This window comes from Mycobacterium deserti, assembly GCF_025345615.1.
In the GTDB taxonomy this organism is placed as follows: domain Bacteria; phylum Actinomycetota; class Actinomycetes; order Mycobacteriales; family Mycobacteriaceae; genus Mycobacterium; species Mycobacterium deserti.
In genome coordinates, this window is the sequence record NZ_JAODWD010000005.1 from 501,295 (window position 1) to 522,009 (window position 20,715).

Genomic DNA, 20,715 nt, shown 5'->3' on the forward strand with positions numbered 1-20,715 from the left:
AGAGCGCCGATCGTTGGTCCACTTGTGCTTGCGCGCTCAGCGCGCCACGGTGCAAGCATGACAACGCGTCGATTCGTGCCAGACTCGCTTCGGGATCAGATCGTGCGCATTCTTATCCAGTGGGGCATGGCAGCGCCGATTGCCGACACGACCGCCACAGTGATGGTCGACGCCGACCTTTCGGGCATCGATTCGCACGGTGTGTCGATGCTGCTGATGTACGAGACGTTGCTCAATGAGGGACGCCTCAACGCCAACGCCGTCCCCGCGATAGCCGAGGAAGGACCCGCGTTCGGCGTCGTTGACGGCGACCACGGGTTGGGGCATGCAACGGCCGTGTATGCGGTGGAATTGGCCATCGCCAAGGCCGCATACGCGGGCATCGGCGCAGTAGCGGTCCGCAACTCACGCCACTTCGGTGCGGCGGGCTACTACGCGCGTCTCGCATCGGAGCGTGGTTGCATCGCGCTGATCACCACGTCGACACGAATACCGGTCACCTTTGCCGCGGGTGGGACTTCGCCTGTCCTGGGCACCAACCCGATCGCATTCGCGGCGCCGCGTGCCGACGGCGAACCGCTGGTCGTCGACATCTCGACCAGTGTCGTCGCGATGAACAAGGTGAAGGCCTATGCCCTTAAGGGCGATGTCCTCCCCGTCGGATGGGTCTATGACCGCACCGGCCGGCCGGTGACCGACAGCGCCGCCGCGTACGCGATGCTCACCTCGCAGGAAGCGACGCTGAGCCCGCTCGGTGGCGCCGCCCTGGAAACCGGCGCGCACAAGGGCTTCGGCTTGAGTCTCATGGTGCAGATACTGAGCACGGCACTGTCCAACGCGGCGACCCCGCTGGACACACGGGACCGCGACAACATCGGCCACTTCTTTCTCGTCATCGACACCGCCATGGTCAATTCATCCGGTTCCGTCGCCGGCATCGTGGAAGACACGCTCACGGCGATGCAGCGCGACGAGCAGGAGGTCAGAATCCCCGGCGACCCGGAGCGCGAGGCCCGCTCCGAACGGGGGCGCCGCGGTATTCCTCTGCCCGACACCTTGATTCGGCAGGTCGCCGACATCGCCGCCCGAAGCGGCGCGCCGTTCGTGCTCACCGAATCCAGCTGAACCGACGTCGGCGGTGGGCGCACTTGCTCGAACAGTCGGTTGCGCACGCACCGCGATGAAACAATAGGGCGATGTCGAACCCGGAACGGGCCCGTCAGCTAGACGATGGCATTCCATCCCAGCCCGCGCCCCGCCTCGACGCCGGTAGCTTCCGGTTCTGGTTTGTCGGCCAGCGATGGGAGTGGTCCGACGAGGTCGCCCGAATGCACGGGTACGAGCCGGGCGAGGTCGAGCCCACCACTGAGCTGCTGTTGTCCCACAAACATCCCGACGACCGCCAGCATGTGCAGGATCTGCTCGATCACCTCCTGCACCAGGGCGGCTCGTTCTCGAGCCGCCACCGGTTCATCGACACCTCGGGCGCCGAGCACACCGTCATCGTCCTGGCGGACCGCATGGTCGATGGGGACGGGGCCGTCGTCGGAACGGAGGGCTACTACGTGGACCTCACTGACACGTTCACGCGGACGCGCCGCGAGGCCCTCGATGAGTCGCTACCGGAATTGTTCGCGTCCCGCGCCGCGATCGAGCAGGCCAAGGGCGCTCTGATGCTCGTGTACGGCGTCGACGCCGAAACGGCCTTCAACCTGCTGTTATGGCGTTCGCAACAGACCAACACCAAGCTGCGGGCCCTGGCCACTCAGGTGGTAGCCGAGCTCGATGGGCTGCAGTTTCAGCCGGACGGTCTGCGGCACCAGTTCGACCACCTCTTGCTCACCGTCCATGAGCGGGTCGGTGACAACCGCACCCAGTAACGCTGCAGAATCGATGCATGGGGATTCAACGGCGTTAATGTAGGGAATCAAGACACAGCGAATTGAGGCTCAGCAGCCGGCAAATCAGGGATTGCCGGGCCGGGCTCGGCGTCTAACGGAGTAGCTCAGGTGGCGTTACTGGAAGTCTCGCAGGATGTGCGCGACAGCGCGGTGATCCTGTCGGCCGCGGGGGAGATCGACTCCAGCACAATCGATCACCTCAGAGGCCAACTCGACGCCGCGTTCGAGGTGGCGTCGGAACACTCGGCTCGACTGTTAGTCGTCGAGTTGGGGCACGTCACCTACTTCGGTAGCGCCGGGCTGAACAGCATCCTCGACTGTCACGAGCGCGGTCGCGCGGACGGGGTGGTGGTTCGTCTGGTTGCCAGCACGGCCGAGGTCATCCGCCCCATCGAGGTGACCAAGCTCGACGATGTGCTGCGGCCGTATCCAACAGTGGCCGACGCCGTTGATGACAGCTCGCCGAGGAGATGACCGTTGAGTGCCGGCGACGTTGACAGCGGTTCGGTGCCCGCCGTCTTCGGCGCGGACATCGAGGTCGGTCGCGACCTGACGCGGGTGGACTGGCAGGCCACACCGCTCGGATCGCCGGAGGGGTGGCCGCAGAGTTTGCAGACCGCCATCAACATCCTGCTGTCGTCACGCTTCCCGATGTGGATGGCCTGGGGACCTGAGCTGACGTTCTTCTGCAACGCCGCGTACCGCCGCGACACCCTCGGCCGAAAGTATCCGTGGGCGCTCGGGCGACCCGCGCGTGAAGTGTGGGCCGAAATCTGGAACGACATCGGCCCGCGGATCGAGCGCGTCCTGGCGACGGACAATGCCACATGGGACGTGGCGCTGCTGTTGTTCGTCGAGCGCTCAGGCTACGTGGAGGAGAGCTACCACACGTTCTCCTACAGCCCGCTGCACGACGACGAGGGCGACGTGGCCGGCATGCTCTGTGTGGTCAGCGAAGACACCCAGCGTGTGATCAGCGAGCGGCGCATGGCGACGTTGCGAGACCTGGGGTCCGACCCGAGCGTCGTGCGCACCGAGCAGCAGATCCTGGCCTTCGTCGACCGGCAGCTCGGCCACAACAAGCGCGATCTGCCCTTCACGTTGACCTACCTGTTCGACGAACAAGGCGACGCTCGCCTGGCGGGCACGAGCGGAATCGACGTGACGCACCCGGCCGCTCCCGAGGAGCTGACACCCGGCGCCGCGATGTGGCCCGTCGAGCGTGCAGCACACGGCGATTCGGAGTTGGTGGATCTCTCCGACTTTCCCCGCCTTCCGACAGGGGACTGGCCTGATCCCCCCGTCCAGGCGCTCATCGTGCCGCTGGTGCAGCAGGGCGGGTCGCCGAGCGGATTCCTGGTTGCGGCGCTGAACCGTTATCGGGCTCTCGACGACGACTACCGAGCCTTCGTGCAGCTGGTCGCCACCCATATCGCAGCGGGCATTGGCAGCGCCCGAAGTTACCGAGACCAGCAGCAGCGGGCTGAAGAACTCGCCGAGCTCGACCGCGCGAAAACGACTTTCTTCTCCAACATCAGCCACGAGTTCCGCACCCCGCTGACACTGATCCTGGATCCGGTGGCGGAGTTGCGCGGCCGGACGACCGGTGTCGACGAAGCTACTCGCGCTGAACTGGACGTCGTCTGGCGCAACGGATTACGGCTCAACAAGCTGGTCAACACCCTGCTCGACTTCTCGCGCATCGAGGCCAACCGCACCCGAGCACGCTACGAGCCGGTCGACCTGGCCGCCGTCACCGCCGAGCTGGCAAGCGTGTTCCGCTCCGCGATCGACCGGGCCGGTCTCGAATTCCTTGTCGACTGTCCGACAATCGACGAGCCGGTGTACGTCGACCCGGACATGTGGGAGAAGGTCATCCTGAACCTGCTGTCGAACGCGCTGAAGTTCACCTTCGACGGCACGATCTCGGTCGCGGTGCGCCGCGTGGACGACGGCGCTGTGGTCGAAGTCGCCGACACCGGAATCGGGGTGCCGGCCCACGAGATGCCGCGCTTGTTCGAACGATTCCACCGGATCGAGAACTCCCGCGCGCGATCCAACGAGGGCAGTGGAATCGGTCTGGCGCTGGTCAAGGAGCTCGTTGCTTTGCACGGCGGCGACATCACCGCTGAGAGCACCGAAGGCGCGGGCACCACCTTCACCATTCGACTGCCGCTCGGCGCCGCGCATCTGCCCGCTGACTCGGTCGCGGCGGCCGGGCGCGACCGTGTCGGATCCGGCGCCGCCGAACCCTTCGTGCAGGAGGCCCTGCGCTGGATGCCCGAAGAGGTCTCGCCGGTCGAAGTCTCCGACGCGGATTTCACGTCCAGCTCGGTCCGGTCAGCGTCCGGGGCTTCGGCACCGACGCGGGTGCTGATCGCCGACGACAACGCCGACATGCGCGAGTACCTTGCCCGCTTACTCGAGACAGCCGGTTATCTGGTCCAGACCGTGCACGACGGGCAGCAGGCGTTGAACGCCATCCGCGCCGATGTGCCCGATCTCGTGGTCAGCGACGTGATGATGCCACGGCTGGACGGCCTCGCATTAGTGGCGGCGTTGCGCACGGATCCGCGCACCGCTGCCGTACCGGTACTGCTTTTGTCGGCCCGCGCCGGCCAGGAGGCGTCCATCGAAGGGTTGCAGTCCGGTGCCGACGACTACCTCGTCAAACCGTTCGCCGCCGCGGAACTGCTTGCTCGGGTGCGCGCCAACGTCGAGCTGGCGAGACTGCGCGTCCACCACGCACGCTGGCGTACCGCACTGGTGGAGTCACTACAGGAAGCGTTCTTCGTCACTGACGAGCGCGGTGCGGTCATCGAGGTCAACGACGCGTTCGTCGACATCCTGGGCTATGGCCCCGAAGGGTTGCCGTACGAGGCCGTTCAACCGTGGTGGCCATCGGCGGACACCGAGCCGGAGGCGTACCGGGAGGTCGCGGAATCGTTCGAGTCGATGCTGCGCGAAGGGCACGGCAGTTTCACCGCCCCCGTCCGGCATCGTGACGGGCACCGATTGTGGGTCGCCGTCACCTTCAACCATGCCGAAGACCCGGAGACGGGCCGCCGGGTGATGGTCGGCACCTTCCGCGATGTGACCGCCGAACATTACACGGTGCAACGCGAGGCGGCGCTCGCAGCGTTGAATCAGCAACTGGCTCAGGCGGATACGCTTGACGAGGCGCTTCGCGCCGCGGCCGGGGAACTTCGCACACTGTGGCGGGCGCGACGCGTGCTGGCTGCAACGTTCACCGGCGACGCCGCCGACATGCCCGACGTCGAACCGCGACTCCTATGCGTCGGCGATCCCGTGCGCTGGGCAGAGCTGCCGATGCGAACCCGCAGGCTCGTCGATCGCTTACGACACGGCAATGTGCTCACGACGCACGCCGCCGAACCCGCAATTGCGGGCATCGCCCTGCAACATCCGCTCGGGGTGTTGGTGGTCTGCGTCGAACTGGCCGAACAGCGGCACTTCTCACCGGAGGAGCTCACGCTGTTCACCGTGCTGGCCGGCCGCCTCGGCCAGGGCCTGCAGCGGGTACATCAGATCGACCAGCAGCGGGAGACGGCGCTGGCCCTTCAAGAGGCGATCCTGGGGCCGGCATATCTGCCGTCCGGGTTCGTGGCGCGCTATCAGCCGGCTGCCCTGCCGCTGCAGGTCGGGGGTGACTGGTACGACCTGGTCAACCTCGACGACGGAAGAATCGCCCTCGTGGTCGGCGACTGCGTCGGCCACGGCCTGAATGCCGCGGCGATCATGGGGCAGCTGAGAAGTGCCTGCCGGGCCCTGCTGCTCGAAAACCCCAGTCCCAGCGCGGTGTTCGCCGGCATGGACAGCTTCGCGGTGCGCTTGCCGGGCGCGCGCGGTGCCACCGCCTTCTGCGCGGTGCTGTCGCCCGAGACCGGGGAACTGGTGTACTCCAGTGCCGGCCATCCACCGCCGGTCGTCGTCACTGCCGACGGCGCGGTCGAGTTGCTCGACAGTGCCAGTGGCACACCGCTCGGGCTTCCGTTTCAACAGGTTCGTCCTGAAACCCGGTTCGTTCTGCCGTCGCGGGCAACCCTGCTGCTCTACACCGACGGTCTCGTGGAGCGGCGACGTGAGCCACTGGACAAGGGCATTGACCGCGCCGCGGATCTGATCACCGACAGCGGCGCAGTCACCCTGGACGACTTGGCCGATCGCGTCATGTCTCGACTGAAACCCGACGCCGGCTACCAGGATGACGTTGCGCTGCTGCTCTATCGGCAGCCGGTGCCGCTGGAGCTCACCCTGCCCGCCGATGCGCATCAACTCGCGGCAACCCGGGCCGCGATGCGAAGTTGGCTGGAGCAGGCCGGGATGAGCCCGGACCAGATCATCAATGTGCTGATTGCCGCCGGTGAAGCGCTCGCCAACGCCATCGAGCACGGTCATCGGGACAGTCCCGAAGGCGCGGTCAACCTGCGCGTGATCGCGCTGACCGACCGGGTGCATGTGACCGTCACCGACAGCGGATCGTGGAAGAAGAGCATGCCGGATCCGAATACCACGCGGGGACGCGGTATTTCGCTTATACAATCACTGATGCACGACGTAACGATCGAGTCGGACGGCACCGGCACCACGGTGCAAATGCACGCGAGGATCGCCTGATGCCGACACCGTTGAACGTGACTACGCGCCGCCGCGACGACGGCAGAGTCGTGCTGAGCGCTGTCGGCGAACTCGACCTGAGCAATGTGGACGCCTTCGGCCGGGCGCTGGCTGAGGCGACCGACGGCGCGATGGTCACCGTCGATTTCAGTGGCGTCGAGTATCTCGACAGCGCCGCGATCAACCTGCTGTTCGCCCACACCGAGCACATCGAATTGGTGGTCAACCCGATTCTTCTTCCCGTCCTGAAGATCAGCGGCCTTGCCGACGTGGTCGACGTGCACTCCGCGCCGCCGGCGTCCGAACGCTGAGGCGCAACGACGAAGGGGCCGCGGGTACCCGCGGCCCCTTCTCGGGTGTCAGGTCATGGTTGTTTCGCGTAGCGCAGCAGGAAGGCGGCCGACACGGCCCCCGTGGCGATCGCGATCGCACCCCAGAGAACCAGGGGGAACACCAGCGAGACCGGAGACCAGCCCACGCTGGAGAACGTAGCCGTCGCGTAGAACAGCCAGAACACGCGGTACAGCGACCACAGAGCGGTCAAGCCGGCGGAGATTCCGATCATCAGGCTGCGCGTGCGATCGACACGGCTGACCTGTTCCTGAATGCGGGAGAGAACGGTGTTCATTGGTGATTCCTTGTCGTCATGCGCTGCCTGTCTGGCCGCGTCATGACGCAAGTACACAAAGCGCTGCAGGCTACCGATCCCAAGAACGGGCCTGTTTGCTGGTGCTGTGCGTGGGTAGCCGCCGCGGATGACCACTCAGCGATTCGTTTTTAGGTTCTCCCAGGCGTATCGGCTTGCGGCGCTGCCGTTCGGCGTCGCACCGTCGAGATGTGAAGTGTGCATCGACGACGGCCGCATCGGGGTCCGCTTCGGCTGGTGGCGAGTCGAGACGACGCGCGACAACATCGTCGATGTCGCGATCACCGGGCCCTACAGTTTCGTCAAGACGGCAGGGCCGGCGCATCTGTCATTCGCCGACCGCGGGCTGACCTTCGCGTCCAACGGGGAACGCGGCGTATGCATGGAGTTTCGCCGGCCGGTGCCAGGTATCGACCCGACCGGCCTGATCCGCCATCCCAACTTGACCGTCACCGTCGCCGACTGTGACGGACTCGCGGCCGCCCTGAAGGTCTAGCGGGTGCCAACCCGGCTGACGAGTTCGGAGGCCCGTTCCGGGGTGATCCGTCGGTCGGCCAGCGCGTGGCCGATCGCGGCGATGTCGCGGAACTCGTTTATGGCGCTACGAATGCGTGCCCAGCGTGTCACTGGTTCACAACCTCTCCTGTGTGCGGTTTCGTTCATCCCATTCAACGCGGGGAGCCGGAACTTCCGCTTCGAGTGGCGGCGTGAGTTGAGCCATAACGGCCATGAGATCGGGCACGCAGCGGGCCGAACGTGACGCGCCTCATCGCGGTGTCGGTGTCCGCTTCACCGCCGCCAACCGGTCGATTGCGCGTGCCGGTTAGATTGGTTCGGCATTACCGATTTTCTGCAATTCGTTCCTGGGGGTGGTGACGGTGAAAGCCGTCGTACGTATGACGGCCGTGGCTGCCGTGCTGTTGGGTCTCATCCAGTTCGGCGGCGGCGCGCAGGTGGCGGCGTTCCCTGGCGGCGATCTACCCGGTGAACTCGTCGTGAACGGGCTGCCGCGCACGTATCTGGTGCACGCTCCACCGCAGCAGCCGACCGGACTGGTGATCAATATGCACGGCGCGGGGATGACGGGCGCCGCCCAGGCTGCCACGACCAACTACAACGCGATCGCCGACCAGCATGGTTTCGTCGTCGCCTACCCCGACGGCGTCGATCTGAGCTGGGCTGACGGTCGCGGGGCGTCGACACCGGACCGGCAAGGCGTCGACGACGTCGGCTTCCTGGTCTCCCTGGTCGACAGGTTGACCAGCGAGTACGGCATCGACCCCGGCAGAGTGTTCGCCACCGGCATGTCGGCCGGGGCGTTCATGGCGACCCGGCTGGCGTGCGAGCGAGCCGACGTCGTGGCCGCCATCGCCCCCATCGCCGGAACGTTGGGCGCCGCCGTCCCGTGCGCGCCGTCGCAGCCGGTCTCGGTCTTCCAAGTGCACGGCACCGCGGATTCGGTCGTCCCGTTCAACGGGGGCACCATGCTCGGTCGCGGCGGCTACAGCGACGTCGTGCCCGCAGCGGCGATGGCCCAGCGGTGGCGGGAGCTGAACGCCTGCCCGAACCCACCCGTCGAGGACGTGATGGGAGCTGTTCGTCGCTTCACGGCTGCCGGGTGTGCCAACGGCACCGAGGTCACCTTCGTTCAGGTCGACGACGGCGGTCACACTTGGCTCGACGCCTCGCCGGCCAGTGGACAGTTCTTCGCCACGCACGGACGTTAGGGTCAGGCGGGTTCGGCACGGCGATTCGAGGCATCGGGCCACTAGGCTTACTATCCTGCTTGCCATGCCGATCGACCGTGCCGCGCTGGCCGCGGGCAGCATCCGACTCGCCTCCGGAATCTCCTTCCTCGTCGACCCCGTCCGCGCGAACCGCGTGTGGGGGGATTCAGACAAGCCGGTAGGAACCACCCGACTTCTGTTGCGCTCGATGGGTTATCGCGACGCACTCATCGGTGGGCTGCTGGTCACATCAGCAGTTCGGGGCCAGGACACGCGCGGCTGGTTCCTCGCATCCGGCGGCGCGGACGCGGCGGATCTGCTTGGAGGGGTGGGCGCGCACCACGACATGACTCGATCGCAACGGCTGATCGGACTCGGCGGCGCGGTCGTCGGGATCGGCGTCGGCCTGTGGGGTGCGACGCGTCGCCGCGGTCAGGTGCAGAGTTGATTCGGCAGCAGTTCGTCGCCGCGATCTGACTCCGGTCGCGGGACCGCGGTTGCAGGCTGCCGTCACAACTAAATAAACCGCTTGATTTAATCGAAGGCGCGGTGTTCACTGGGGATCGTGACCGCAGCCCGGCCCCTCAGCAGCAACCGGTCAGAGGGCACACGTCTGGTGTTGCTCGCGGCCGCCGAGCGGCTGTTCGCCGAGCGCGGCATGTACGCGGTGTCGAATCGGCAGATCAGCGATGCGGCCGGCCAGGGCAACAACGCCGCGGTCTGTTACCACTTCGGCTCCAGGACCGATCTGCTGCGCGCGATCGAGAAGAAGCACCGCGAACCGATCGAGGCACTTCGGGACAGGATGCTCGGCGACATCGGCCACTCCGCCGAGTTGCGCGATTGGGTGGCGTGCCTGGTGCGCCCGCTCACCGATCATCTCGACGAGCTCGGAAGCGCAAGCTGCTACGCGCGTTTCGCCGCTCAAGCCATGGCTGACCCGACGTATCGCGATGTGGTGACAAAGGACGCGTTGTCGTCGCCGCAGTTGATGCAGACCGTCCGCGGAATCAACCGGTGCCTGCCCGACCTCCCCAAGCGTGTGCGCTACGAGCGGCTGGTGATGGCGCGCAACCTGCTCATGCACACCTGCGCCGAACACGAAGGCGCGCTGGCACAACATGGCCCACGGGCGCGGTCACCCTGGCCGCTGGCGGCCGACGGACTCGTCGACGCGATCACCGGCCTGTGGCAGGCGCCGGTGCGTGCCGTTTAGGCCAACCGGAAAAGCACGGCGAACGCAAAGGAGCGCGCCATGACCGACACGCTGACCGATAGCTCGAACGACACAGCGCCCGAGCCCGACTTCCCCATGATGCGGGCGCCAGGCTGCCCGTTCGCACCGCCGCCGAAGGCGTTGGAGCTCAACGAGGCTCGACAACTGAGCCGGGTCAGGATTTGGGATGGCAGCACACCCTGGCTGGTCACCGGCTATGAAGCCACTCGGGCACTGTTCGCCGACGGGCGGGCCAGCGTGGATGACCGCAAGCCAGGATATCCGCACTGGAACGAGGGAATGCTGGCGACGGTGCACAAGCGGCCGCGCTCTGTTTTTACCTCGGATGCCGAGGAACACACGCGATTTCGACGGATGCTCTCGCGGCCGTTCACCTACAAGCGGGTCGAGGCGCTGCGCCCCGCGGTGCAACGGATCACCGACGAGCACATCGACGCGATCCTGGCAGGACCACGACCGGCCGACCTCGTCGAAAGCCTTGCACTGGCGGTTCCGTCGCTGGTGATCAGCGAAATGCTTGGTGTGCCATACGAAGACGCCGAATTTTTCCAAGAGCAGGCGAACAAGGGCATGAGCCGCTACGCATCGGCGGAGGATGCCGCGGCGGGCGCCGGGGCACTGGCGAAGTACCTCGCCAAGCTGGTGCGCGCCAAGATCGACGACCCCAGTGAGGATCTCGTGTCCGATCTGGCTGAACGAGTGAAGAACGAGGAGATCAGCGTCCGGGAGGTCGCGCAGCTGGCCACCGGCGTGCTCATCGCCGGCCACGAAACCACTGCAGGTCAGCTCGGTGTCAGCATCGTGGCTCTGCTCGAACATCCCGATCAATTGGCGCTGCTGCGGGATGCCGACGATCCGAAGGTGATCGCGAACGCGGTCGAAGAGCTGATGCGCTTCGTCAGCATCATCCAGACGGGCCAGCGCCGGATCGCCGTCGAAGACATCGAGATCGACGGCGAGTTGATCCGCGCCGGAGAAGGCATCATCCTCGACGTCGCACCGGCCAACTGGGATCCCCGGCAGTTCCCCGAGCCAGACCGGCTCGATCTGAACCGCCAGGACGGCCCGCACGTCGGCTTCGGATACGGCAGACACCAGTGTGTGGGACAGCAGTTGGCGCGCATGGAATTACAGATCGTCTTGCCGACACTGCTGCGCCGTATCCCAACCATGCGGCTCGCCGTACCACTCGACCAGCTGCCGTTCAAGCACGATGCGCTGGCTTACGGTCTCTACGAGCTTCCAGTGACCTGGTAGCCCGGTGCCGGGACCTCGCGGGTTGACACTGTCGATGCCGGATCTCACCGGCAAGCTGGCGGTCGTCACGGGCGCCAACAGCGGTCTCGGTTACGGCCTGGCATGTGCGCTGTCCGCCGCCGGCGCCGACGTGATCATCGCGGTCCGTGACCGCGGCAGGGGCGAGGTGGCGAGCCGCCAGATCCGAGACGCCGTTCCCGCGGCCAGACCCGTCGTCAAAAACCTCGATCTCGCCTCGCTGAAAAGCGTTGTGGCGCTGGGTGAGGAGCTTGCGGCCGAAGGGCGCCCAATCGACATCCTGATCAACAACGCCGGCGTGATGACACCGCCGCGACGCGAAACCACCGCGGACGGATTCGAGTTGCAGTTCGGCACCAACCACCTCGGGCACTTCGCGCTGACAGGCCAGTTGCTGCCGTTGCTGCGCGCCGCGCCGAACGCGCGGGTCGTGACGGTAAGCAGCATCGCGGCCACGCAGCGCGGCCTGACCCTCGACGACGTCAACGCCGAGAAGGGCTACCGCCCGATGCGGTCGTACGGAATCGCCAAGCTGGCCCAGCTGATGTTCGCGTCCGAACTGGACCGTCGAAGCCGTGCCCACGGATGGACGGTGATGTCCAACGCCGCGCATCCGGGCCTGACCAAGACCAACCTGCTCAGTGGGGCGTCCTACGGCAGGCTCACTCGACTCACCTGGCGACTGATGCCGTTCATGTGGCTCGACGTCGACGAGGGCATCAAGCCCACGCTGTATGCGGCGGTATCGCCGGGCGCATGCGGCGGCGCGTACTACGGTCCGCGCGGCCTGTACGAGACCGCGGGCGGCGGAGTGACATTCGCCGCGGTGCCCGCGCTGGTGGGGGACCAGGAAGCCAACCGGGCGCTGTGGCAACTGTCCGAAGACCTCACCGGCACCACTTATGTGGACTGACGGCCCATGGTCATGCACACCATCGGCGCGTCCGACGAAACCTTTCACGCCGCATCCGAGGACGCTCTCTGGAACGAGAGCGGCTGGTTCGGCTTCGCGGTTCCTGATCGAAACATCAACGGCTTCTTGTACTACTTCCATGATGTCCGGACCGGAGTCTCCGGTGGGGGACCTGCGCTGTGGGATCCCACCGGGGAGCAGGTGTACGACTGCTTGTTCTACGACTGGCGGTGGACTCAACCCCCCACCGGCGCGCTCGAGTTCACCGATTTCGCGCTACCCAACTCGCTTCACCATCAGGTCGTTGAACCGATGCGGCGCTACCGGCTGTCGTATTCCAATCTCGGGCTCGACCTGGATCTGGAGTGGACCGCGCTGATGGCGCCGCACGTCCTCGGGCAGGCGTCACCGCAGCACTGTCACTTTGATCAACCTGGCCGTATGCGGGGACGGGTGACGCTCAACGGCGAGCGAATCGATGTCGACTGCTATTCGATGCGCGACCGTACCTGGGGTCCGCACAGGCCGGGCGCCCGGCGGTCGGGCGACTACCTTTGGGCCATCGCGGGCCCCGAGGCGCACTGGCAGACCATCACGATGGCGAGCAAGGATCCCGGCGTCGACACGGTGATCGGCGGGTATCTCATGCGCGACGGTGAACTCGGCGAATTGGTCGCCGGGCGACGCCAGGTCATGCAGCGTCGAGGAGGCGCGCCGGCGCGGGTGATTCTCGACGCTCGCGACGATCGCGGCCGGACGTTGCATGCCGAGGGCGGAGTACGCACCGCGCTGCGCTGGCTGGGCTGGCCGGGACGGCTGACGTTCTGGACGCTGACCGATTGGCGCTGGGACGGGCTGCAAGGGTGGGGCGAAGATCAAGAGTTCTTCGCGCGCGAGCAGGTGCGGGCGCTGCTCGACTAGCCGATCCCGCGCAAAGCTCGCGCGAGATCCCTTGTCGCCCAGAGATTCAACACGTTGATGAGCATCTGCAACGGTGCCCGCACAGCCTCGTCGTCCCTGATACCGCGATCGGTGCGGGCCAACGACGGGCCCGCGCCTGGTACACGGGCGCGGACGAGCGCAGGCACATCCAGCAGCCATGTGACACCCATCAGCGTCGCGTAGAGCACAAGGTGACGCGCCAACACCGCCGCATCCAGCTTCGGCCCTCCGCTGCGCCGCACCTCGTCGCAGAACAACGCGAGCAGATCGTTCACATGGTCGTTCCACAAGTCGGTTTCGGCGCCTGATAGAGCCCCCCAGAGCGCCATCGCCACGTTCATCCGGCTCACGCAGCCCCAGTCCATCAGCCCGCAGCGCAGTTCACCGTCGCCGTCGCGCCAGAACCACGCGTTGTCGACGTTGGCGTTCCAGTGGCACAAGGCGATGTAGTCGTCGGCCTCGGCAAGGTGGCGCCACACCGCGGGTTCGTGCCCGAGAACTTCGACTGCCTCGGGCGCCATTCGCGAGAGGAACTGCCGGCAACGGACAGCGGCGGGAAACAGCCCGGGGTGTAGTTCGACGAATTCGGCGAGGCGGGTTAGCCGCCGGTCCAGCTGCTCAGGCGACAAGACCCGTCGTTCCCCGACGGTGGCGGCCTGCAGATCGACGGGGAACAGATCGACGAGGTGATCGGGCAGTCGGCCCGACCGCTGGGTGCCCGCCAGCCGTGCCACTGCGGTGATCAGCGCGCGATAGTGTTGGACCTGTTCTGGCATCTCGTAGTCGAGGCACTTGTGATACTGCCGCTCGATACCGTTGACGCCGAACGGGATTCGTGCACTGATGAGAATGCCCGTTCCGGATTCGCGGTGATAGTCGGCGAACTGGGTGGCAGGCACGTCGATCGGGAAGCCGGGAGTCCGCGCCAGAGCAGCGAACCGCACCTCCGGTTCCATCTGCGTCCGTCCGACGTCGCGGATGGCATTGTCGAAGTCTCTGGAGAATTTCACGAACAGCTCGGTGTGCAGGCCCGGCTGCGGATGTGTGTATTCGACGGTGAGGACCGCCTTGCGGCCGGTACTTCCGCCCGCCACCTCGCCGAGTCGCACCACTCGTTCTACCGCGTTATCGGGGGTCAAGGTCCCGAAAGCGTGAAAAGCGTTGGTGAGAAACGTTGTCGGATCTTGCCGCAGCGCGCCGATATGGGCGGGAATCGGCAGACCGGTATCGCCGCCGCGGACCCAGTCCACCGTCACCATGTCTGTTCAGCGGCGCGAACCAGGATCTCGTTGACGGCCACCCGCCGGTCGCGGGTGACCATGTAGGCGACGGCGTCCGCGACGTCCTCTGGCATCAGCTTGACCATGCCCGCGGTGTTGCGGTCGAACGCCTCCCTGGCGGCGGGGGAGAGTTGGTCGCTGATCTCGGTGTCGACCGTGCCCGGCTCGACGATGCCGACCCGCACCCGGCTGCCGATCAGCTCCTGGCGGATGCCTTCGGAGAACGCGTTGACCCCGAACTTGGTCAGCGAATACACCGCTGTCCCCGGTCGAGCCACCCGCCCACCCGTGGAACTGATTGTCACCACATCGGCTACGCCGCGCGGGGAGTCGGCGGCGGCGGCGGTCAGGTGCTCGAGCGCGGCACGCGTCACATGGAGTACACCCATGACGTTGACCGCGACCATGTCGTCCCAATCCGTCAGCGGCGCCTGGGCCGCCGCGCCCATCCGCATCAGACCCGCGTTGTTGACCACCGTGTCGAGCCGACCCCCGGCGCCGATCACGGCCGTGACCGCGTCAGCTGCCTGCTGCGCGTCGGTGACGTCGGCGGGCACCACCAACGCTGTTCCACCCGCGGACTCGATGTCATCTGCCAGCCTGCGCAGTCGCTCCACGCGGCGCGCAACCAAGGCGACCGTGGCGCCGTGGGCGGCCAGTGCCCGTGCGGTGGCGGCCCCGATGCCGCTGCTGGCGCCCGTCACCAAGGCCACGGTTCCCGACAGCACGGCCGTCACGTGTTCACCGCTCCTGTCTGCCCGAGGATGTCGCCGAGCACGTAGTCATTGTCTTCACCCAGATCGGGGGCGCCGCGTTCGATTCGGACCGGGGATCGGGTCATGCGCCACGACGGTCCGAGCACCGGTCGCTGCCCTTCGCGGTGGTCGGAGACGAAGCGGTACGCCCCACGTTGCCACAACAACTCGTCACCGATCACGTCCAGTGCCGTTGCGCTCTTAGCCGCGCCCACCCCTGCGCCGCGTAGTCGGTGCGCCAGCGCCGTGGCCTCGTGCGTGCGGGTGAGCGCGGACAGGTCGGCGTCAAGGGCATCCGCGTGCCGGTGCCGGTCAGCCGTTGTCGCGTAACGGAAATCGCTCGCCAGGGCGGATGCACCGAGCACATCGCACAGAGCGCGCCACTCGACCTGGCCGGCGACGGCGATGCTGATCCAGTCCGCGCCGGTGCAGGGGTAGCACCCGTGTGGCGCCATATCGGGGTGGTAATTGCCGTCGGGCACCAGCGGGGTGCCGATCACATCGTGCTCCAGCAGACGGTCGCCAACCATCGAGGACAACACCTCGACCGCAGAGACGTCGACGAACTGGCCTTCGCCGGTCCGCTCCCTGTGCAGCAGCGCTGCCACCGCCGCATAGGCGGCCGCAGCGCCGACGGTCGAGTCCCCATAACGCATACTCGCGCCGAGCGGTGCACCATGGCGGTACCCCACCAGGGACGCGACACCGGCCAGCGCGGCGAAGCATGGTGCGTACCCGGTCTGGTATCCCAACGGACCGTCGTTACCCCACATCTTGATCGACACGGAGATGATGTCGGGTTTGATTGCGGCGAGCTGGGGATAGCCGAGCCCTTGGCGTTCCATCGCGCCCGGTCGCAGGTTGTTGACGACGATGTCGCAGCGCGCGATGAGCTCGTGCAGCCGGTCGCGGCCCGCGCTGTTCTTGATGTCGAGGTCGACGCTGAGGATCTCGGGGTTAATGCTCAGGAAATAGGGCGCGTGGTTGATGTCAGTGCCGCCGTAGGCGCGCATCTCCTCCGGGCGGTCGGCCGTTTCGACCTTGATGACTTCGGCACCCAGGAAGGCCAACAGCTTTCCGGTATACGGTCCGGCCCATACCTTGGTGAGTTCGACGACCCGTACGCCCTGCAGCGGTCCGCCGCGCGGCGCCTTCGGCGTCTTCAATTGCGATGATCTGACCTGCGGCCGGGGCCGTGATGTTCGCAGGCCCTGCAGGACGTCGGCGGTGTGCCCGCCGAGAGATGGTGCTGCGCTGGTGATCTGGACGGGAGTCGCGCTCATGCGGTATCCCACGGTGGGGTAGGTGGTGTTTCCGAGGGTCTGAAAGAATCCGCGATGACGGTATTGCGGTGAGCGCGCCAGGTCCGACGCGCCGTTGACCGGAACCAGCGGGAGGCCGAGCCGCTGCGCCTCCTCGGCGGTGGCTTCTGCGGGCCGGTTGCGCATCCAGGCCGCGAAGCCCTGGCGAAACGCCGCCACCCGCTCCGCCGTCACACCGAACTCCAGCCAGTCGTCATCGAAGTCGTCGAGCCAGTCGGGGCGTCCAAGAAGCGTTTTGAGCGCCGCCCAGTGCGCCCCGCTCGTCATGTACAGGTAGACGAAACCATCGCCGCAGGCGAAGAAGGAGGCCGGGCCGGCCTGGTCGTAGTCGTCGCGGGTGCATTCCGGTGCGACCTCGCCGGTGATGAATCGGCCCAGGATGCAGTCCGCGCGCGACACCAGGACGGCTTGCTGTGAGATGTCGATGCTTTCGCCCCGGCCACTGTTCATCTGGCTGAACAACGCCGAGGCGACGCACAGCGCCGCGTCCATGCCGGCCTCGTAGTCGGCCAGGAAACGGCCGGGGCCTTTCAGCGGCGCAAGCGCGGTGTCGGCGTGGCTCGGTGTGTGGTACCCCCAGCCGCTGCTGTGGAACACATTGAGGCTCTTGTCGTTCCGCAGCTCAGCTGGGGCGTCTCGGCCGTACGGCGTAATCGAGCAGTGCACGACATCAGGGAGGCTCGACCGCTCCACGGCGGATATGCCGTCATCGATGACGGCCTGCGCGGAGGCGATCAGCTCGTCGAGAACCGCGCGGTCGCGAACGGCGTCGAGCGCCACCGAGCGCTTGTTGGTGTTGAGGTATTCGAACAGCACACTGCCGGGGTGCCCGTCGCCATCGGCGAACGGCGCCATCGCCCGGGTGGGGCTACCCCACCCGGGCCGTTCGACCTTGATGACGTCCGCGCCGAGATCGGCGAGCAGCTTGCCGCAATACTCGCCAGCCACCGATTCGGCCAGCTCGATGATCCGGTGCCCGGTCAGTGCGGACATGGTCAGGGCTTGTTACGTCCCGACCGAGACAGCCGCCACTCCGGCGGGAAATTCATGTCGTTGTCCTTGACGACGTTGTTGAGTCCCTTGCTGAACGTGCCCTCGGTCAGGTCGACGTCGTTCTGCTGGTCGTTCTGGATCAGCGGCAACATACCTTCGACCATGCCGGTCAACAGGCTGCCGAAGTACTCGCCCTTGTGCTGCTTGTAGAGCTCGAGAAACGTCTTCTGCACCGCGACGGTGTCGGTCGGCCTGGTCTTCGAGCACGCCAGTGCGTACTTCTCGGTTTCCGCCTCCAGGTCGTCGCGGGCCACCACACTGTTGATGAATCCGCAGTCGTACATCTCCTTTGCGCTGAAAGGCCTTCCGGTGAAGAGCATCTCGGAGAACTTGCGCAGACCCATGGTCTCGGCCCACCACCACAGGCGCGGGCCCCAGCCGACATAGCGGAACGCTGGGTGGCCGAACAGCGCGTCGTCGGAGGAGATCACCAGATCGGCGTCGCCGGCCTGGTAGAAGTGCCAGCCGTAGCAATAGCCCTTGGCCTCGATGATGCTGATCTTGCGCAGTTCCTGCAGCGGACGGTTGCCCGCGCGCGCCTTGGCGTAGAAGTCGGTGACCGTCGAAAGGTAGCGGTAGGAGCCGCCGGGGGGATACTTGACGTCGTCGTCGTTGATGGCCAACTCGTGCAGCAGTGGCATACCCGGGTTCTCCAGCATGCCCCGCTGTTCGGGAAGATCACCCCCGCTGCCGAAATCTTGGCCCTCGCCTCGAATCACGACGACCTTGACGTCGTCGTCGACGTTGCACTTGTGGATCAGGTCCGCGTAAACCTGCCGCATCCCAAGCGTCGTCGAGTTCTGCGCATCCGGTCGATCAAAGGTGATGGTCGCGATCCGGTTCTTGCGGTCCTTCTCGAATTTGATGTACTGCTCCGCTTCGGCCTTCATCTCTTCGTAGTCGTATTCAGGCATGCGTGTCTCCGCTCTTTCGTGCGCATCATTGGGTTACTTCAGCAGGCTGCCCGCGTCGACGGGCAGCTGTACGCCTGTGACATAACGAGATTCGTCAGAGGCGAGGAACAATACGGCGTTGCTGATGTCTTCAGGCTCGACCCAGGGCACCGGTAATGTGTGGCCCATCTGCGAAATCGGCGCGAAGTCCTCAGGCCCCGGGTTCTCCTTGTCCGGCGCGAAGAGCCGAAAGGTGACGTCGTTCATCGCCATGGGAGTGTTGACCTGCGTCGGATGCACCGAGTTCACCCGGATCATGTGCGGGCCCAGTTCGACCGCGAACGTCCGCATCAACCCGACGACGCCGTGTTTGGCGGCGATGTAGTGACCGGTGTGGGGGAGCGCCTTCATCCCGCCGACCGAGCTGGTCAGAATGATCGAGCCACCGCGACCGCCTGAAAGTAAATGCGGTACAGCGGCTTTGACCGACTTCCAGACACCGGTGAGGTTGATGTCGATCATGTCGCGCCAGATGTGTTCGCGGACCTTGTGCAGCTTGTTGCCTGCGTTGCCGATGCCGGCATTGGCCACCACGATGTCGAGCCGGCCCAACTGCTCGACGCCGCTGTCCAGCGCGGTTTTGAGGGCCTGGTAGTCGCGGACATCGACCTCGGCGGTGACGATGCGTCGGTCGAGCGCTTTGACCAGATCGGCCGTTTCGGCGAGGTCCTCCGGCGTCGACGCCGGGTAGACCACGTCCCGGATAGGCTCGCAGATGTCGACGGCGATGATGTCGGCGCCCTCCTGCGCGAGACGCACGGCATGGCTGCGCCCCTGCCCGCGGGCCGCACCGGTGATGAAGGCGACCTTGCCCCCGACCCGTCCGGTCACGGCAGCACCGCCGGCATCGACTCCCAGCCGCGCACCGTCGAAGTCGGGCTGAGCTCGGCGTCGGTGAGGTCGACCTCCCATTCCGGAAAGCGGTCGAGGATCTCGTCGAGCGCGATCCGCCCCTCGAGTCGGGCCAGCGCGTTGCCGAGGCAGAAGTGCGTCCCGACGCCGAACCCGAGATGCTGGTGCGGTTCGCGGTGGATGTTGAACTCCTCGCTGTCGTGGCCGAACCTGCGCGGGTCGCGGTTGGCCGCGCCGACGAGCAGCATCATGGCGCTGCCCGCGGGCACCGTCCGCCCGTAGTACGACACGTCGCGGGCGACGTAGCGGCTGACATGTGGGGCCGGTGGCTCGAAGCGCACCAACTCCTCGATCGCCGCGGGTAGCAGTGTTCGGTTGGTCACCAGGTCGCGACGCTGGTCGGGGTGTTCGGCCAGCACCTTGCCCGCCCAGCCCAGCAGTCGGGTCGTGGTTTCGCTGCCCGCGGTGGCGATCACCTGCAGATACAGCAATAGTTCGTCGCGGCCGAGCCGCCGCGTGGCACCCGTCTCGTCGGCGAACTCGGCCGTCAGCAGTTCGGTCATGATGTCGTCGGACGGGTGGTCGGCGCGCCAGTCGATGTACTCGGCGAACACCTCACCCGTGGCGATCGCGCCGTTGGGGTTCTCGGTCATCTTGCCGCCGCGTTCGGTGCGCAGGGTGGAGTCGCCGTGCTCGACCACGTGCGCCTGATCGGCCTCCGGAATGCCCAGCAGCATGCCGATCACCCGCATGGGCATCTGCGCCCCGAGGTCCTTGACGAAGTCGAAGTGTCCCGTGCCGACCAGGGGATCGAGGCAACGCGCGGTGAACTCGCGGATCTTCGGCTCCAGCGCGGTGACTTTGCGCGGGGTGAAGATCCGCGACAGCAGTTTGCGGTGGATGTTGTGGATCGGCGGATCTTCGAAAATCAGCGTTCCCGGCGGAATGTCCATGCCGGACTTGATAATTTCCAGCACGGCTCCGCGCGCCGAGCTGAAGGTGACGTGATCGATGTACGCGGCATCGACGTCGTCGTAACGGCTGAGCGCGTAGAAGTCGTGCTCGGCGTTGTAGTACAGCGGCTCGCTTTCGCGCAGCCGTCGGAACATGGGGTAGGGATCAGCGTTGAGGTCGACGTCATAGGGGTCGTAGTAGACGTCGCTGTCGGCGTCGATCGTCATGGCTCACCTCGCACCCGGTCAGTTTGTCAGCGGTCGACGA

General features: G+C 66.2%; 20 protein-coding genes. 12 read left to right on the forward strand and 8 right to left on the reverse strand.

What is annotated here, in order from left to right:
* Positions 1-57: 57 nt before the first annotated feature.
* From N4S67_RS22260 to N4S67_RS22280, 5 genes are all read left to right on the forward strand, one after another.
* Positions 58-1,125, forward strand: a complete 1,068-nt coding sequence (locus tag N4S67_RS22260) for an Ldh family oxidoreductase (protein ID WP_260995179.1) — start codon at positions 58-60, stop codon at positions 1,123-1,125.
* A gap of 71 nt (positions 1,126-1,196) precedes the next feature.
* On the forward strand, positions 1,197-1,880 hold the full coding sequence (locus tag N4S67_RS22265) for a PAS and ANTAR domain-containing protein (RefSeq protein WP_260995180.1): 684 nt from the start codon (positions 1,197-1,199) through the stop codon (positions 1,878-1,880).
* A gap of 129 nt (positions 1,881-2,009) precedes the next feature.
* Entirely contained in the window at positions 2,010-2,375 is a 366-nt protein-coding gene (locus N4S67_RS22270; protein WP_260995181.1) for an STAS domain-containing protein, read from the forward strand.
* A gap of 3 nt (positions 2,376-2,378) precedes the next feature.
* Positions 2,379-6,539, forward strand: coding sequence for a SpoIIE family protein phosphatase (locus tag N4S67_RS22275; RefSeq protein WP_260995182.1), 4,161 nt, complete (start codon positions 2,379-2,381; stop codon positions 6,537-6,539).
* A complete protein-coding gene (locus N4S67_RS22280) occupies positions 6,539-6,850 on the forward strand; it encodes an STAS domain-containing protein (protein ID WP_260995183.1) in 312 nt (103 codons plus the stop codon). The genes N4S67_RS22275 and N4S67_RS22280 overlap by 1 nt, the downstream gene beginning before the upstream one ends.
* A gap of 53 nt (positions 6,851-6,903) precedes the next feature.
* On the opposite strand, the gene N4S67_RS22285 is transcribed toward N4S67_RS22280, so the two are convergent.
* Complete coding sequence (locus N4S67_RS22285; protein WP_260995184.1) at positions 6,904-7,167, reverse strand: hypothetical protein; 264 nt, start codon at positions 7,165-7,167, stop codon at positions 6,904-6,906.
* Between the two features lie 127 nt (positions 7,168-7,294).
* Here N4S67_RS22285 and N4S67_RS22290 point away from each other — a divergent pair, with 127 nt between their 5' ends.
* Positions 7,295-7,681 carry a hypothetical protein gene (locus N4S67_RS22290; RefSeq protein ID WP_260995185.1) on the forward strand — a complete coding sequence of 129 codons (387 nt, stop codon included), beginning with the start codon at positions 7,295-7,297 and terminating at the stop codon, positions 7,679-7,681.
* On the opposite strand, the gene N4S67_RS22295 is transcribed toward N4S67_RS22290, so the two are convergent.
* Complete coding sequence (locus tag N4S67_RS22295) at positions 7,678-7,812, reverse strand: hypothetical protein (protein ID WP_260995186.1); 135 nt, start codon at positions 7,810-7,812, stop codon at positions 7,678-7,680. The genes N4S67_RS22290 and N4S67_RS22295 overlap by 4 nt on opposite strands.
* A 269-nt stretch (positions 7,813-8,081) precedes the next feature.
* On the opposite strand from N4S67_RS22295, the gene N4S67_RS22300 reads away from it, so the two are divergent.
* From N4S67_RS22300 to N4S67_RS22325, 6 genes are all read left to right on the forward strand, one after another.
* Positions 8,082-8,912 carry an alpha/beta hydrolase family esterase gene (locus N4S67_RS22300; protein ID WP_260995187.1) on the forward strand — a complete coding sequence of 277 codons (831 nt, stop codon included), beginning with the start codon at positions 8,082-8,084 and terminating at the stop codon, positions 8,910-8,912.
* Positions 8,913-8,976: 64 nt separating this feature from the next.
* Positions 8,977-9,360: a DUF4267 domain-containing protein gene (locus tag N4S67_RS22305; protein WP_260995188.1), complete on the forward strand. Its 384-nt coding sequence runs from the start codon at positions 8,977-8,979 to the stop codon at positions 9,358-9,360.
* Between the two features lie 114 nt (positions 9,361-9,474).
* A complete protein-coding gene (locus N4S67_RS22310; protein ID WP_260995300.1) occupies positions 9,475-10,128 on the forward strand; it encodes a TetR/AcrR family transcriptional regulator in 654 nt (217 codons plus the stop codon).
* A gap of 39 nt (positions 10,129-10,167) precedes the next feature.
* Positions 10,168-11,406, forward strand: a complete 1,239-nt coding sequence (locus tag N4S67_RS22315) for a cytochrome P450 (protein ID WP_260995189.1) — start codon at positions 10,168-10,170, stop codon at positions 11,404-11,406.
* 34 nt (positions 11,407-11,440) lie between these two features.
* Entirely contained in the window at positions 11,441-12,337 is an 897-nt protein-coding gene (locus N4S67_RS22320; protein ID WP_260995190.1) for an SDR family oxidoreductase, read from the forward strand.
* Between the two features lie 6 nt (positions 12,338-12,343).
* Positions 12,344-13,258 (forward strand): DUF7065 domain-containing protein, encoded by a 915-nt coding sequence (locus N4S67_RS22325; RefSeq protein ID WP_260995191.1) that lies wholly within the window; start codon positions 12,344-12,346, stop codon positions 13,256-13,258.
* Here the strand turns inward: N4S67_RS22325 and N4S67_RS22330 are convergent.
* From N4S67_RS22330 to N4S67_RS22355, 6 genes are read right to left on the reverse strand one after another with little or no spacing between them, the layout of a single operon-like run.
* Positions 13,255-14,538, reverse strand: coding sequence for a hypothetical protein (locus N4S67_RS22330; protein ID WP_390893476.1), 1,284 nt, complete (start codon positions 14,536-14,538; stop codon positions 13,255-13,257). The two genes, N4S67_RS22325 and N4S67_RS22330, sit on opposite strands and share 4 nt — an antisense overlap.
* Positions 14,532-15,296 (reverse strand): SDR family NAD(P)-dependent oxidoreductase, encoded by a 765-nt coding sequence (locus tag N4S67_RS22335; RefSeq protein ID WP_260995193.1) that lies wholly within the window; start codon positions 15,294-15,296, stop codon positions 14,532-14,534. The genes N4S67_RS22330 and N4S67_RS22335 overlap by 7 nt, the downstream gene beginning before the upstream one ends.
* The gene (locus N4S67_RS22340) at positions 15,293-17,629 is read right to left on the reverse strand and encodes a CaiB/BaiF CoA transferase family protein (RefSeq protein WP_260995194.1); all 2,337 of its coding nucleotides are present in this window, start codon (positions 17,627-17,629) and stop codon (positions 15,293-15,295) included. Before N4S67_RS22340 ends, N4S67_RS22335 begins: the two co-directional genes overlap by 4 nt.
* Positions 17,630-17,631: 2 nt before the next feature.
* Positions 17,632-18,603 (reverse strand): enoyl-CoA hydratase/isomerase family protein, encoded by a 972-nt coding sequence (locus N4S67_RS22345; RefSeq protein ID WP_260995195.1) that lies wholly within the window; start codon positions 18,601-18,603, stop codon positions 17,632-17,634.
* A gap of 33 nt (positions 18,604-18,636) precedes the next feature.
* Positions 18,637-19,473, reverse strand: coding sequence for a mycofactocin-coupled SDR family oxidoreductase (locus N4S67_RS22350; RefSeq protein WP_260995196.1), 837 nt, complete (start codon positions 19,471-19,473; stop codon positions 18,637-18,639).
* Positions 19,470-20,675, reverse strand: coding sequence for a cytochrome P450 (locus N4S67_RS22355; protein ID WP_260995197.1), 1,206 nt, complete (start codon positions 20,673-20,675; stop codon positions 19,470-19,472). The genes N4S67_RS22350 and N4S67_RS22355 overlap by 4 nt, the downstream gene beginning before the upstream one ends.
* Positions 20,676-20,715: the final 40 nt, after the last annotated feature.

Excerpts from the sequence above, each read along its gene's own strand:
- N4S67_RS22260 (WP_260995179.1), top strand. The coding sequence starts at position 58 with ATGACAACGCGTCGATTCGTGCCAGACTCGCTTCGGGATCAGATCGTG.
- N4S67_RS22265 (WP_260995180.1), top strand. The coding sequence starts at position 1,197 with ATGTCGAACCCGGAACGGGCCCGTCAGCTAGACGATGGCATTCCATCC.
- N4S67_RS22280 (WP_260995183.1), top strand. The coding sequence starts at position 6,539 with ATGCCGACACCGTTGAACGTGACTACGCGCCGCCGCGACGACGGCAGA.
- N4S67_RS22285 (WP_260995184.1), bottom strand. The coding sequence starts at position 7,167 with ATGAACACCGTTCTCTCCCGCATTCAGGAACAGGTCAGCCGTGTCGAT.
- N4S67_RS22290 (WP_260995185.1), top strand. The coding sequence starts at position 7,295 with ATGACCACTCAGCGATTCGTTTTTAGGTTCTCCCAGGCGTATCGGCTT.
- N4S67_RS22300 (WP_260995187.1), top strand. The coding sequence starts at position 8,082 with ATGACGGCCGTGGCTGCCGTGCTGTTGGGTCTCATCCAGTTCGGCGGC.
- N4S67_RS22305 (WP_260995188.1), top strand. The coding sequence starts at position 8,977 with ATGCCGATCGACCGTGCCGCGCTGGCCGCGGGCAGCATCCGACTCGCC.
- N4S67_RS22315 (WP_260995189.1), top strand. The coding sequence starts at position 10,168 with ATGACCGACACGCTGACCGATAGCTCGAACGACACAGCGCCCGAGCCC.
- N4S67_RS22320 (WP_260995190.1), top strand. The coding sequence starts at position 11,441 with ATGCCGGATCTCACCGGCAAGCTGGCGGTCGTCACGGGCGCCAACAGC.
- N4S67_RS22325 (WP_260995191.1), top strand. The coding sequence starts at position 12,344 with ATGGTCATGCACACCATCGGCGCGTCCGACGAAACCTTTCACGCCGCA.
- N4S67_RS22330 (WP_390893476.1), bottom strand. The coding sequence starts at position 14,538 with ATGGTGACGGTGGACTGGGTCCGCGGCGGCGATACCGGTCTGCCGATT.
- N4S67_RS22340 (WP_260995194.1), bottom strand. The coding sequence starts at position 17,629 with ATGTCCGCACTGACCGGGCACCGGATCATCGAGCTGGCCGAATCGGTG.
- N4S67_RS22345 (WP_260995195.1), bottom strand. The coding sequence starts at position 18,603 with ATGCCTGAATACGACTACGAAGAGATGAAGGCCGAAGCGGAGCAGTAC.
- N4S67_RS22355 (WP_260995197.1), bottom strand. The coding sequence starts at position 20,675 with ATGACGATCGACGCCGACAGCGACGTCTACTACGACCCCTATGACGTC.